The following is a 13,392-nucleotide window of genomic DNA, read 5'->3' as shown; positions in this document are numbered from 1 at the left end:
TCCTGAGGCCCCGAAAGGCCTCGGGGCCTCAGGATCTTAGGACCTCAGGGCGTGCTCAGTCGGCGGCCGGGACGGGCTCCGCTTCGGCCGTCTTCCCCGATGCCGCCGAGTCCGTCGGGTTCGCGGGGTTCGCCGGGTTCGGGACCGCGGCGCCGCCCCCGGCCGCCGCGTGTTCCTCGGCCGCCTTCTTCGCCCGCCGCTTGACGAGCAGCATCGAGCCGATGCCGATCAGCACGGCGATGCCGAGACCGACGTACGAGAAGCGCTTGAGCCAGTCCTCCGCGACCACGCCGATGTAGTAGATGACGGCGGTGGTGCCGCCCGCCCAGACGATGCCGCCGAGGACGTTGGCGATGAAGAACTTCCAGTACGGCATGCGCAGGACGCCCGCGAGCGGCCCCGCGAAGATGCGGAGCAGCGCGACGAAGCGGCCGAAGAAGACCGCCCACATGCCCCACTTCTGGAAGGACCGCTCGGCGCTGCCGACGTTCGCGGCGCTGAAGTGCTTGGGGAACTTCCGTTCCAGCCAGGCGAGCAGTGGCCTGCCGCCCTTGCGCCCGATGGCGTACCCGATGGAGTCGCCGATCACCGCGCCCGCGGTGGCGCAGGCGCCGAGGACCACCGGGTTCACGTCGCCGTGCTGGGACGACAGGAGCGCGGCGGAGACGAGGACGATCTCACCGGGGAGCGGAATGCCGAGGGACTCCAGGCCGATGACGAGTCCGACGAGTGCGTAGACGCTGACGGCCGGTACGTTCTCCAGCCACTCCTGGACGTGCAACCCGGTTCCTTCCGCTGAGCTGGTGCCGATCCGGCCGATCCGGCGCGCCTTGGGCGCGCACGTCGGGGCAGCCTACCCGTCGGCCGCGCACGGCCCGTGACCGCCTCCCGTCGGCGCCGCCTCCCGCCGGGGCGTCATCCTCCGGTGCCCGCGCACTCGTGGCTGTCGCCGCCGCTGCGGCACCCCACCTGCCCGGACCACTCCGACGCCGGGGCCTCGGGCCGCTCCTCGGGCCGCTGGGCGGACACGACGCCGACGAGCGCGACGGCGATCACGACCACCGCGAAGCCCTGGCTCCAGGTGGCCACCACGGCCCGGGAGCGGAAGCCGACGACCGCCGCGAGGGCGGCGAGGAGCCCGACCACCCCGGCGAAGACGAGATAGCCGCCGAGCGGGTCGGGGTGGAAACCCTCCTCGGGGTCCAGGGAGACGCCGGACAGGAACCAGGCGCCCAAGTCGGCGGCGAGGAGGATCCCTTCGAGCACCAGAAGCCCGACGGCCGCCCCCAGGTCGGCCCCGAGACCGGCCCGGGCGCGGACACTGGCGTCGACGGCGGGCGGCGCGGTCGGCAGGTTCATGCCCACCATGCTCACGGCACGGCGGCGCGCCCGCCTGAGTACGGGTACTCAGTCCGCGTACGGACGGGCAGGCCACGTACGGACGGCCGGCCCGTGCACGGCGCTCGGTCCGCGCGCGGACGCTCAGGCGAGCGGCGCGGTCACTTCGGGTCGTTCGGGCGCAGCGTCCACGTCACGGACATCTCGCCGGTGACGGCGCCATCTGCGCGCGTGATCGCGATGGCCACGGGGAACTCCGGCCGCTCGCCCGCGTCGAGCTCGGCGACCACGTCGGCGACGGGGCGGCCCAGCGTCGCGGTGGCCGTCACCGGCCCCATCGCGAGCTTCTTGTACGCGATGTCGGCGCGGACCGCGAGCGGCACCGCCCGGGAGAGCTGCGCGCCGAAGGCGGCGAGCACGATGGCACCGCTCGCGGACTCGCCGAGCGTGAACATGGCGCCGGCGTGCGGCCCGCCCACGTGGTTGTGGTACTCGCTCTGGTCGGGCAGGGCCACCACGGCCCGCTCGGGCGTGGTCTCGATGAACTCGAGCTTGAGGGTCCGGGCCATCGGCACGGTGGCGGCGAGCATGTCGCCGATCGACTGCTGGTCTGCGCTCATGACCGCGAGGTTACCCGCGAGTAGAAACCTTGGCCAGAGCCGCGCTCCCGACGGACGGAACAACACGGCACAACGCGCCCCTTCCGCCCAACTCGCACGCAATCCCCACGGGCTTCGTCCGGGCCGGACATCCCTGCGAGCGCCCGCGGACCGGGCCGTATGGTTGTCCGCCATGAACCCGCAGGACCAGAATCCGTACCAGCAGCCGGGGTACCAGCAGCCCAACCCGTACCAGCAGCCGGGATATCAGCAGCCCGGCCCGTACCAACAGGCGGGCACAGGCCAGCAGGGCCAGTGGAGCGCCCCGACGGCACCCATGGGCACGCCTCAGCAGCCGACAGGACCGGCCGGTCCCGCAGGTCCTGCCGGCCCCGCCGGGAACGGAGGCGGTGGCAACGGCGGCGGGAACAAGGTCAAGTTCATCGCCATCGCCGCGGCCGCCGCCGTGGTCGTCGCCGCGGGCGTGACCGGCTTCCTGGTCCTCGGCGGCGACAAGGACGACAAGGCGTCCCCGCCGAAGGCGCCCACCAAGAAGCCGTCCCCCAGCACGGACGACGGCGACGACAGCGACCGCGGCACGGACAACGACCCGAAGCCGACCATCCCCGGCTGGCAGGTCGTCGTGAACCCCAAGTGGGGCACCGCCTTCGACGTGCCGCCGGACTGGGAGGTCCAGGGCCCGGGGCACGCGATCAACATCGAGGACCACAAGACCGGCGAACCTATCGCCGCCATGGGCTCCCCGGCGTTCTTCAAGCCGAAGTGGTGCACGTCCGACGACGACAAGGACGGGCGCTTCGAGGACTACGAGCTCGGCGGCACCGGGACCAAGGGCGCGCAGGGCGCGAAGAACACCGGACAGGTCGCGGTGAACACCGTCGGCTGGTGGGTCTACGGCGGCTACACCCAGCCGGACAAGAAGAGCTTCGACTTCGACCGGAAGGCCAAGCCCTACACCACCAAGGCCGGCGTCAAGGGCAGCATCGCCTGGGCCCGCTCCACGAACACGCCCCAGAAGGGCAAGTGCGCGTCCGACGGCAAGGCGATCTCCTTCGGCTTCAAGAACTCGGCGGGCGACTTCGTGTCGTGGAACCTCTACGGCGCCAAGGGCGTCAAGGAGGAGATACCGACCGAGACCATCATGAAGATCCTGAGCACGGTACGGCTGCACGGGGAGCCGACGGCGGACTGAGCCGTCATCGTGACCGGCCCACGTCAAATCTTCACGAGTTCGTCACCGCTTGGTACGAGCCCGGGTCCGGTGCCCGTCCGCCTCTCGACCGGGCGTGGCAGCCGGGCCCCCGGCCCCTCTATGGTTACTCGCCATGTGGCCAGAACAGCAGCCGCCCGGGGGCGCGCAGAACCCGCAGGACCAGACTCCTAACCCGTATCAGCAGCCGGGTTACCAGCAGCCCAACCCGTACCAGCAGCCCGGCTACCAGCAGCCGAACCCGTACCAGCAGCCCGCGGGGCCGCAGCCGGGCGGGCAGCAACAGTGGGGCGCGCCGACCGTTCCGCTGGGGGCGCCGCAGCCCGGCGGCCCGGACATGGGCGGCAGCAGCGGCGGCGGTGGCGGCAACGGCGGCGGCAACCGGACGAAGATCACGGCCATCGTCGCGGCGGGCGCCGTGGTCGTCGCCGCGGGCGTGACCGGCTTCCTGGTCCTCGGCGGCGACGGCGACGAGTCGGACAAGGCCGCGTCCAAGCCGAGCAAGTCCGCCACCAAGAAGCCGAGCCCCAAGCCGTCGGACGACGACAACCCGCGCGGCACGGGCGGCGACCCGAAGCCGACCGTTCCCGGCTGGCAGGTCGTCGTGAACCCCAAGTGGGGCACCGCCTTCGACGTGCCGTCGGACTGGGTGGTGAAGTCCCCGGACACGATCATGGGCTTCGAGGACGAGAAGGGCGACGGGACCAAGCCGCTGATCGTCTTCTCCGCGCCCGCCGTCTTCAAGGAGAAGTGGTGCTCGTCCGACGACGACAAGGACGGGCAGAAGAGCGACAAGTACCTCGCCGCCGTCGGCACCAAGGGCCAGAACGGCGCCAAGAACACCAAGGACGTCTCCCGCAACGACTCGGCGTGGTGGGTCTTCGGCGGCTACACGGGCCAGAAGAAGGCCGACAAGAAGCGGATCAAGATCGGCAAGACCGAGTCGTACACCACCAAGGCCGGCGTCAAGGGCAGCGTGACCACGACGTACTCGGTCGGCGACCCCGGCTCGGGCAAGTGCGACGCGAACGGCAAGGCCACCTCGTTCGCGTTCAAGAACGCGTCGGGTGACTACGTGGCGTGGACGCTGCAGGGCCCCAAGGGCGTGAAGGGGGAGATCTCCGACGCGCAGATGAAGAAGATCCTCGCCACGGTCCGGCTGCACGGCGACCCCGAGGAGTCCTGAGCCGCGGCGCCCGTCTCCGCCGCATCGGTGGGGCGGCCGCCGAAGAATCGGTTTGGCAAGGCGGGGGCGGCCCGGGGATAGTCCGCAGGTGACTTCTCCCGCCGCCTCCCGCCGTCCGTCCTGGGCCGGGCGCAACTACACCCTGCTCACCGCCGCCGCGTTCGTCACGAACCTGGGTGGCCACGGCGCGCTGATCGCGGCGGCGTTCGCGGTGCTCGACGCGGGCGGGGACGGCGGCGACGTGGGGCTCGTGGCGGCGGCGCGGACGCTGCCGCTCGTGCTGTTCCTGCTCATCGGCGGCGCGGTGGCCGACCGGCTGCCGCGCCACCACGTGATGGTGGCCGCCAACAGCCTCAACTGCCTGTCCCAGGCGGCCTTCGCGGCCGTCGTCCTCGCCGGTGACCCGCAGCTGTGGCAGATGATGCTCCTCACCGCGCTCGGCGGCACCGGCCAGGCCTTCTTCGGGCCCGCGTCGGAGGGCATGCTCCTGTCGTCCGTCAGCGGCGAACAGGCGGGCCGCGCCTTCGCCCTCTACCGGATGGCGATGCAGGGCGCGGGCCTCGGCGGCGCCGCGCTCGGCGGTCTTCTCGTCGCGGTGATCGGGCCCGGCTGGGTGCTCGCCGTGGACGCGGTGGCGTTCGCCGTCGCGGGTTCGCTGCGGGCCTTCCTCGACGTCAGCCACATACCGGCGCGCGAGCCCGGCGGCGGCCTCCTGTCCGACCTGCGGGACGGCTGGCGGGAGTTCACCGGGCGCACCTGGCTGTGGGCGATCGTCGCGCAGTTCTCGGTGGTCGTGGCCGTCGTGGGCGCGGCCGAGTCGGTCTTCGGGCCGCTGGTCGCCGAGGACGAGCTCGGCGGCGCGGGGCCGTGGGGCCTCGCGCTCGGCGCGTTCGGCGCGGGCACGGTCGGCGGCGCGCTCCTGATGATGCGCTGGAAGCCGCGGCGCCCGCTGCTCGCGGGCACGCTGTGCGTCTTCCCGCTCGCCGCCCCGTCCGCGGCGCTCGCGGTACCGCTGCCGGTGGCGGGCCTCGCCGCGGTGATGTTCGTCAGCGGGGTGGCGGTGGAGGTGTTCGGCGTCTCCTGGATGACGGTCATGCACCAGGAGATCCCGGAGGAGAAGCTGTCGCGTGTCGCCGCGTACGACTGGTTCGGCTCGATCGCGATGGTGCCGCTCGCGACGGCGCTCGCCGGTCCCGCCGAGGAGGCCATCGGGCGGTCGCAGTCGCTGTGGGGGTGCGCGGCGCTCGTGGTCGTGGTGACGGCCGCGGTGCTGTTCGTGCCGGACGTACGCAATCTCACGCGGCGGTCGAAGGAGGTCGTCGCCTCGCGGGGCGCGGCCGGGGCGACGGCGGTCGAGGAGCCGGCTCAGCGGGCGTCCGGCTGAGCCGGGCCCGGTCAGCCGACGCTGAACGCCCCGTCCGGCGGCTTCGGCGACGCGACGGCGTCCGCGTCCCGCACCGGTGCCGCGTCGCCGATGAACCCGCGCAGCGCGGCGCCGTGCACCACGCGTGCGGGGAAGGCGTCGGCGGCGACGCGTCGTACGAGGGCGTCGATGTCGAGGGGGACGTGCGAGGCGAGCAGGACGGCGTTGCCGAAGCGGCGGCCGCGCAGCAGGGCGGGCTCGGCGATCAGCGCGAGCTCTTCGAAGCGCTCGGCGAACGTGGCCAGTTGGCAGCGCAGGAACGTGAAGGGCCGGCCGTCCGCGAGGTTGCCCGCGTAGGTCCCGTCGGCGCGCAGCACGCGGTCGACAGCGCGCGCGTACACGTCCGACGTCAAGTGCGCGGGCACCCGTGAGCCGCCGAAGACGTCGCCCACGACGACGTCGGCGCTGTCGTCCGGCGCCGCTTCGAGCCAGGCCCTGGCGTCCGCGCCGTGCACGGAGATGCCGGAGCCGTCCGGCAGCGGGAGCTTCTCGACGACCAGGCGGAGCAGCGCCCGGTCGGCGTCGACGACGTCCTGCCGTGACCCCGGCCGGGTCGCGGCGACGTAGCGGGGCAGGGTGAGCGCGCCGCCGCCGAGGTGGACGGCGTCGAGGGGGCGGCCGGGATCGGCCACGGTGTCCAGGACGTGCGCGAGCCGGCGCGCGTACTCGAACTCCAGGTGCGTGGGCGCGTCCAGGTCGACGTACGACTGCGGGGCGCCGTCGAGGGTGAGGAGCCAGGCACGCGGCCGGTCCACGTCGGGCAGGAGCTTGGCGGTGCCGTGGTCGACGGCACGGGTGACGGGCACGGGGTCGGGCTCGTCTGTGAGCCCGGGGTCGGGCTGGTCCGTGAGCCCGGGGTCGGGCTCGGCGCCGGCCTCGTCGGCGAGCTCGGGCTCGGGCTCGACGTCGGGTATCGGCGTGGGGTCGGGGGCGTCGGCGGGCTGGTCCACCGGACCATTGTGCCCGGCTCCCGACGGCCGGATGCCCCTGCGGAAGCGGCTTCCGCAGGGGCACCCGGTCCGGCTTCCGCGGGGGCGCCAGCTGCCGGGTGCGCAGAGGCACCCGCCCGGTGCCTCCGCGGAGGCACCGGGCACCGCTTCCGCGGAGACACCCGCCCCCGCGCCCGTGGAGGCCCCCACCCCGCCCCCGCCGAAGCACCCGCCACCGCGCACCCGGAGACACCCGCCCGGCCTGCACAGCAGCACTCGCCACCACGCCCCGCAGAGGCACCCGCCGCCGCACACGCAGAGGCATGCACCCACCCCGACCGCCGCAAAGGCACCCACCCCGCCCCCCGCCGAAGCACCCGCCACCGCGCACCCGAAGGCACCCGCCCGGCCTGCACAGCAGCACTCGCCACCACGCCCCGCAGAGGCACCTGCCACCGCACGCGCAGAGGCATGCACCCACCGGCCGCCGCAAAGGCACCCACCCCGCCCCCCACGGAAGCACCCGCCACCGCCTGCCCAGAGGCACCCATCCCCGACCACCGCCAGAGGCACCCATCCCCGACCACCGCCAGAGACACCCGCCCCCGGCCGCCGCCGGAGACACCCACCCCCGGCCGCCGCCGGAGGCACCCACCCCCGATCGCTGCCGGAGGCGCCCGTCCCCCTCAGTCCACAGCCGTCACCGTGCCCGCGCCCACCGTGCGGCCGCCCTCGCGGATCGCGAAGCCGAGGCCCGGCTCGAGCGGCACCGCGCGGCCGAGCTCGACGGTCATCGTCACCGTGTCGCCGGGGCGGGCGACGGCCGCGTCGCCCAGGTCGACGGCGCCGACCACGTCCGCGGTGCGGATGTAGAACTGCGGCCGGTAGCCCGTGGTCACCGGGGTCGTGCGGCCGCCCTCGCGGGCGGACAGGACGTACACCTGCGCGGTGAAGCGACGGCTCGGACTGACACTGCCCGGGGCGGCGACCACCTGGCCCCGGCGGACCGCGTCGCGCGGCACGCCGCGCAGCAGCAGCGCCACGTTGTCGCCCGCCTGCGCGGACTCCATCGGCTTGCCGAACGTCTCCAGGCCCGTGACGACCGTCTCCACGTCGGCGTCGTGACCGCCGAGCACGGCCACCCGGTCGCCGACGCGCACGGTGCCGCGCTCGACGGCGCCCGTGACGACCGTGCCGCGCCCTGTGATCGTGAGGACGTTCTCGACGGGCAGCAGAAAGGGCGCGTCGACATAGCGCTCAGGCATCGGTACATACGTGTCCACCGCGTCCAGGAGCGCCTCGATCGCCGCCGTCCACCGTGGGTCGCCCTCCAGCGCCCTGAGCCCGGAGACCCGGACGACGGGCACGGAGTCCCCTCCGTATCCGTGCGCGGACAGCAGGTCGCGGACCTCCAGCTCGACGAGGTCGGTGAGCTCCTCGTCCCCGGCGTCCGCCTTGTTGAGCGCCACGACGATGTGGTCGACGCCGACCTGCCGGGCGAGCAGGACGTGCTCGGCGGTCTGCGGCATGATCCCGTCGAGCGCGGACACGACGAGGATCGCGCCGTCCAGTTGGGCCGCGCCGGTGACCATGTTCTTGACGTAGTCGGCGTGGCCCGGCATGTCGACGTGGGCGTAGTGCCGGGTGTCGGTCTCGTACTCGACGTGGGCGATGTTGATGGTGATGCCGCGCTGCGCCTCCTCGGGGGCGCGGTCGATGCGGTCGAAGGGCACGAACGTGCCGGTGCCGCGCTCGCTGAGGACCTTGGTGATGGCGGCGGTCAGGGTGGTCTTGCCGTGGTCGACATGGCCCATCGTGCCGATGTTCAGATGCGGCTTGGTGCGGACGTACGCCGTCTTGGACATGGGTGGTTCCCTCTCACGGAACTCGAGCAAGGTGAGGGTCCGCGGCGCGTGGCGCGCCGTCGGACGGGGACCCCTGGGGCCTGGCCGACCCTCCCCCTGCGGGGTCCGCCGGAATGTCCGGAGAGGGTCAGCTTCGGGCGCCGTCGTACACGAGGCCGGTGGGCATCACGGCAGCCCTCGCACCGTCCGCGACTGCGGACGGAGCTGCGAGGTGGGCGTGCCGGAACATGTCGTCGATCATGGCCGACGCGTGCGTGCCCGTCGAATGATTTTCTGCGACGCTCCCGTCACATAGGGCAGTTGGGCCCCGTCCGTCACCGACGATCTGCGCCGTCACCGATGTTGTTCGGAGCCACCGATGTTCTTCAGGGCCTCGCGCACGGAGAGCGGCGACAGGGCGTCGCGGTGGCGGCGGACGAAGTCCCGTACCGCCTCCGGGTCGGTCTTCGCGTACTCCCGCAGGGACCAGCCGATCGCCTTGCGGATGAAGAAGTCGGGGTGACCGGCCTGCCGCGCGCAGTACGCGAAGAGCCGGTCGGCGTCGGTGGCGTCCTTGTGGCGGAGCTGGTGGAGCAGCGCGGTGCGGGCGACCCAGAGGTCCTCGTCCTCGATCCACGCGTCCATGTCGGCCGCCAGCTCCGCGTCGGCGGCGACGAGTCCGCCGACGACGTGCGCGGCGAGCAGGTCGACGGTGTCCCACCAGGGGACGGTCGTCACGAGGTGCCGGGCGACGGGCAGGAAGCCGGACGAGAGGCGGCGGACGTGGCGGCGCAGATAGTCGACGGCGAAGTAGTGGTACTCGCGCTCGGGCAGCCGCCAGCAGCGCAGCGCGACCGCCGCGCAGTCGGCCTCGTCCGGGCGCGGCGAGCCCGCGAGGACGGCCCGCGCCAGGTCCCTGCGCACGGGCGAGGTCAGACCGAGGAACGGCGCGACGTCCTTCATGTACGCGCGCATGTCCGCGGCCCTGACCGGATCGGCCGCCGCCGCGTAGGCCGTGGTGAGCCTCGCGACGACGGTGTCGGCGAGGGAACTCCGCGGCGTTGTGACGCTCATGAGACGCACCATACGGCGATCAGACACATCAGTCGGTTAGTCTCCCCGGATGCTCGACACCGCCGCCGCCCCGACGCCTGGCCCCGCCGTGCGCTGCACCAGGGTGCTCCTGTCACCGTGGTCACGGCTGTCCCTGCTGGTGGTGCTGCTCGCGGCGGCCGCCACGTGCGTGCTGCTCTTCGAGCCGCAGCGGCTGCTCGCCGACGGCTGGCCGCCGGAGCTGACCGGTGCCGCGGCGGTGTCCGTGTTCGCGGTGGCGTACGGCGTGTGCACGGTCGCGTTCGTGCCGCGGCCGCTGCTCAATCTGGCGGCGGGCGCGCTGTTCGGCTCGCAGGCGGGGCTCGCGGCGGCGATCGCGGGCACGGTGCTCGGGGCCGGGGTCTCCTTCGGGCTCGGCCGGGTGCTCGGGCAGGACGCGCTGCGGCCGCTGCTCCGGGGGCGCTGGCTGAAGGCGGCCGACGGCCAGCTCAGCCGCCACGGCTTCCGCTCGATGCTGGCGGCGCGCCTCTTCCCCGGGGTGCCGTTCGCGGCGGCCAACTACTGCGCGGCGGTGTCCCGCATGGGCTGGCTCCCGTTCCTGCTCGCCACGGCCGTCGGCTCGATCCCGAACACGGCGGCGTACGTGATAGCGGGCGCCCGCGCCGACACGCCCACCTCGCCCGCGTTCCTGATGGCGATGGGCTTCATCGCGATCACGGGCCTGGCGGGCGCGGCGGTGGCGTGGCGCAAGCGGCACCACTTGGGGCGCCGCTGACCGGACGGGCTGAACTCAGCCCGTCCGGCGTGTGAGGACGAGGCGCGGAGCGCCAAAAAGGGGGAAAGGGGCGAAGCCCCATCCGTCACACGGCCTCGAGAATGGTCGCGTTCGCCAGGCCCCCGGCCTCGCACATGGTCTGAAGGGCGTACCGCGCCCCACGAACCCGCATGGCATGCACCAGCGTCGTCATCAGCCGCGTCCCGCTCGCGCCGAGCGGGTGGCCCAGAGCGATCGCGCCTCCGTGCACGTTCACCTTCTCGGCGTCCGCGCCGGTCTCCCGCAGCCAGCTCAGGACGACGCTCGCGAACGCCTCGTTGACCTCGAACAGGTCGATGTCGTCGAGTGTCAGGGACGCGCGGCGCAGCACCTTCTCGGTCGCGGGCAGGATGCCGGTGAGCATCATGAGCGGGTCGGAGCCGGTGACGGCGAAGCTGTGCAGGCGGGCGAGCGGGCGCAGGCCGAGGCGGGCCGCGTTCTCGCTGGTGGTGATGAGGACCGCGGACGCGCCGTCGTTGATGGGGCTGGTGTTGCCCGCGGTGACGGACCAGTCGATCTGCGGGAAGCGCTCGGCGAAGTTCGGGTCCTGGTACGCGGGCTTGAGGCCCGCGAGGATCTCGGGCGTGGTGGCGGGGCGCACCGACTCGTCGCGGGTGACGCCGTCCAGGGGCGCGACCTCGGCGTCGAAGAGGCCGCCCTCCCAGGCGCGGGCCGCCTTCTGGTGCGAGCCGGTCGCGAAGACGTCCATCTCCTCGCGGGTGATGGACCACTTGGCGGCGATGAGTTCGGCGCTGATGCCCTGCGGCACGAGCCCCTCGGGGTAGCGCTCGGCGATGCCGGGGCCGAAGGGGTCGGCGCCCGCGGGCACGTTCGACCACATCGGTACGCGGCTCATCGACTCCACTCCGCAGGCCACGACCATGTCGTACGCGCCCGAGATCACGCCCTGCGCGGCGAAGTGCACGGCCTGCTGCGAGGAGCCGCACTGGCGGTCGACGGTGGTCGCGGGCACGGACTCGGGGAAGCCCGCGGACAGCGCCGCGTACCGCGTGGTGTTCATGGCCTGTTCGGCGACCTGGTCGACGGTGCCGCCGATCACGTCGTCGATCTGTGCCGCGTCGACGCCGGTGCGCTCGACGAGGGTGCGCAGCGTGTGGGCGAGGAGCTCGACCGGGTGGATGTGGGCGAGGGAGCCGTTGGGCTTGCCCTTGCCGACGGGCGTGCGTACGGCTTCGACGATGACGGCGTCGCGCATGAGGGTGCCTCTCGAACAGGCCGGGCCGTGTGCCCGGAGAACCAGACGGTGCGAAACCAGAGAGTTTGAAAACTGGACCCACTGACCTACTCAACGGTAGCCAAGTCGGTTTGATTTTCCAACCCACCCATAGACTGGCCCCATGAAAGACCCCCGCCCCTGCGTCATCGCCGACACGCTCGCCCTCGTCGGCGAGAAGTACTCGCTGCTCGTCCTGCGCGAGGTGTTCCTCGGCGCACGCCGCTTCGACCAGCTGGCCCGCAACACGGGCGCGCCGCGCGACGTCCTGACGGCGCGCCTGCGCCGCCTCGTCGACGCGGGCATCCTGGAGAAGGCCGTCTACAGCGAGCGCCCGCAGCGCTTCGAGTACCGGCCGACGGCGGCGGGCCTCGACCTGGAGCCCGTCCTGATGACCCTCATGGCATGGGGCGACCGCCATCTGCGCGGGCCCCACGACCGGCCCATGGTCATCGAGCACACCTGCGGCCACGAACTGGTGCCCGTGGTCACGTGCACCGAGTGCGGGGACGAGGTCCGCCACGAGGACCTGACGGCGCACCCGCAGGTGCCGGGGTGGACCGTCACCGGGCCCGCCTAGCGCCGGCCGCGCGCCCCACGCCCCGGCGTACCTGAAGGACGGGCGGCTCCCAACCGGCGGCCCTCCCACGAGTACGTAACTTTGTGGCGCTACGCTGCCCCCGGCGAGGCACCGCGATCACCCCTCCCAGACCGTCGCACCACCCCGCGCACGCATGCCCCACCTCGCCGCCCTGGTCCCCCTTCATCGCCTCTGACCGCCAGTTCACGGGTCAGCGCACGATCAGTTACTGGACGGCGCAGTTTTCATGTCTTGGCTTGAATCGTTCATCCTCGGACTCGTCCAGGGACTGACCGAGTTCCTTCCGATCTCCTCCAGTGCGCACCTGCGGCTGACCGCGGCGTTCGCGGGCTGGCACGATCCAGGTGCCGCCTTCACCGCCATCACGCAGATCGGCACCGAGACCGCCGTCCTGATCTACTTCCGCAAGGACATCGGCCGGATCATCTCGGCGTGGTTCGGCTCGCTGTTCGGCAAGGTGCCGCGGTCCGACCACGACGCGCAGATGGGCTGGCTCGTCATCGTCGGCTCGATCCCGATCGGCGTGCTCGGCGTGACCTTCAAGGACCAGATCGAGGGGCCGTTCCGCGATCTGCGCCTGATCGCGACGACGCTGATCGTCATGGGCATCGTCCTCGGCGTCGCCGACCGGCTCGCGGCCCGCGACGAGACGGGCGGCAAGCACCGCGCCGTACGCCACCGCAAGGACCTCAAGGAGCTGGGCGTCCGCGACGGCCTCATCTACGGCGTCTGCCAGGCCATGGCCCTCATCCCCGGCGTCTCGCGCTCCGGCGCGACCATCAGCGGCGGCCTCCTCATGGGCTACAAGCGCGAGGCCGCGGCCCGCTACTCCTTCCTCCTCGCCATCCCGGCCGTCCTCGCCTCCGGCGCGTTCGAGCTCAAGGACGCGGGCGAGGGCGGCCATGTCTCGTGGGGGCCGACGATCTTCGCGACGATCATCGCGTTCGTGGTGGGTTACGCCGTCATCGCCTGGTTCATGAAGTTCATCACGACCAAGAGCTTCATGCCCTTCGTGTACTACCGGATCCTGCTCGGCATCGCGCTGTTCGTCCTGGTCGGCGTGGGCGAACTCAGTCCGCACGCGGGTGAGTCCGCCGGCTGACCCGCCGTCGACCGGCCCGCGCGGCCCGTCGTCCGGAC

The 13,392-nt window shown here is 72.7% G+C and carries 13 protein-coding genes; 6 read left to right on the top strand and 7 right to left on the bottom strand.

Translation table 11 applies throughout. The annotated features are described in order from the left end of the window. Positions 1-55: 55 nt before the first annotated feature. From ACFWZ5_RS40295 to ACFWZ5_RS40285, 3 genes are all read right to left on the bottom strand, one after another. A complete protein-coding gene (locus ACFWZ5_RS40295) occupies positions 56-781 on the bottom strand; it encodes a DedA family protein (protein ID WP_384802920.1) in 726 nt (241 codons plus the stop codon). Between the two features lie 134 nt (positions 782-915). Further along, a complete protein-coding gene (locus tag ACFWZ5_RS40290; protein WP_384802917.1) occupies positions 916-1,359 on the bottom strand; it encodes a DUF6234 family protein in 444 nt (147 codons plus the stop codon). Positions 1,360-1,499: 140 nt separating this feature from the next. Continuing rightward, the gene (locus ACFWZ5_RS40285) at positions 1,500-1,958 is read right to left on the bottom strand and encodes a DUF4442 domain-containing protein (protein WP_384802914.1); all 459 of its coding nucleotides are present in this window, start codon (positions 1,956-1,958) and stop codon (positions 1,500-1,502) included. Positions 1,959-2,130: 172 nt separating this feature from the next. Between ACFWZ5_RS40285 and ACFWZ5_RS40280 the strand changes: the two genes are divergently transcribed. The 3 genes from ACFWZ5_RS40280 (at position 2,131) to ACFWZ5_RS40270 (ending at position 5,738) form a co-directional block, all read left to right on the top strand. Further along, entirely contained in the window at positions 2,131-3,150 is a 1,020-nt protein-coding gene (locus ACFWZ5_RS40280; RefSeq protein ID WP_384802911.1) for a hypothetical protein, read from the top strand. A gap of 133 nt (positions 3,151-3,283) precedes the next feature. Further along, a complete protein-coding gene (locus ACFWZ5_RS40275) occupies positions 3,284-4,354 on the top strand; it encodes a hypothetical protein (RefSeq protein WP_384802908.1) in 1,071 nt (356 codons plus the stop codon). 52 nt (positions 4,355-4,406) lie between these two features. Next, a complete protein-coding gene (locus ACFWZ5_RS40270; protein ID WP_384892210.1) occupies positions 4,407-5,738 on the top strand; it encodes an MFS transporter in 1,332 nt (443 codons plus the stop codon). Between the two features lie 11 nt (positions 5,739-5,749). Here ACFWZ5_RS40270 and ACFWZ5_RS40265 read toward each other — a convergent pair whose 3' ends face one another. The 3 genes from ACFWZ5_RS40265 to ACFWZ5_RS40255 form a co-directional block, all read right to left on the bottom strand. Further along, complete coding sequence (locus tag ACFWZ5_RS40265; RefSeq protein WP_384806963.1) at positions 5,750-6,583, bottom strand: spermidine synthase; 834 nt, start codon at positions 6,581-6,583, stop codon at positions 5,750-5,752. Between the two features lie 809 nt (positions 6,584-7,392). Beyond that, positions 7,393-8,571: an elongation factor Tu gene (tuf, locus tag ACFWZ5_RS40260; RefSeq protein ID WP_384805601.1), complete on the bottom strand. Its 1,179-nt coding sequence runs from the start codon at positions 8,569-8,571 to the stop codon at positions 7,393-7,395. Between the two features lie 333 nt (positions 8,572-8,904). Continuing rightward, complete coding sequence (locus ACFWZ5_RS40255; RefSeq protein ID WP_384805599.1) at positions 8,905-9,624, bottom strand: DNA alkylation repair protein; 720 nt, start codon at positions 9,622-9,624, stop codon at positions 8,905-8,907. A gap of 49 nt (positions 9,625-9,673) precedes the next feature. On the opposite strand from ACFWZ5_RS40255, the gene ACFWZ5_RS40250 reads away from it, so the two are divergent. Beyond that, positions 9,674-10,378, top strand: a complete 705-nt coding sequence (locus ACFWZ5_RS40250; protein WP_384805597.1) for a TVP38/TMEM64 family protein — start codon at positions 9,674-9,676, stop codon at positions 10,376-10,378. Positions 10,379-10,463: 85 nt separating this feature from the next. On the opposite strand, the gene ACFWZ5_RS40245 is transcribed toward ACFWZ5_RS40250, so the two are convergent. Then, positions 10,464-11,633, bottom strand: a complete 1,170-nt coding sequence (locus ACFWZ5_RS40245) for a thiolase family protein (RefSeq protein ID WP_384805595.1) — start codon at positions 11,631-11,633, stop codon at positions 10,464-10,466. A 142-nt stretch (positions 11,634-11,775) separates the two neighbouring features. On the opposite strand from ACFWZ5_RS40245, the gene ACFWZ5_RS40240 reads away from it, so the two are divergent. Further along, positions 11,776-12,231 (top strand): winged helix-turn-helix transcriptional regulator, encoded by a 456-nt coding sequence (locus ACFWZ5_RS40240; RefSeq protein ID WP_384805593.1) that lies wholly within the window; start codon positions 11,776-11,778, stop codon positions 12,229-12,231. Between the two features lie 247 nt (positions 12,232-12,478). Further along, positions 12,479-13,354 carry an undecaprenyl-diphosphate phosphatase gene (locus ACFWZ5_RS40235; RefSeq protein ID WP_384805591.1) on the top strand — a complete coding sequence of 292 codons (876 nt, stop codon included), beginning with the start codon at positions 12,479-12,481 and terminating at the stop codon, positions 13,352-13,354. Positions 13,355-13,392: the final 38 nt, after the last annotated feature.

It is taken from the genome of Streptomyces sp. NPDC059003 (assembly GCF_042740445.1).
In the GTDB taxonomy this organism is placed as follows: domain Bacteria; phylum Actinomycetota; class Actinomycetes; order Streptomycetales; family Streptomycetaceae; genus Streptomyces.
The sequence above is the reverse complement of the archived record's forward strand: the minus strand, read 5'-3'. Positions and strand labels throughout refer to the sequence as shown.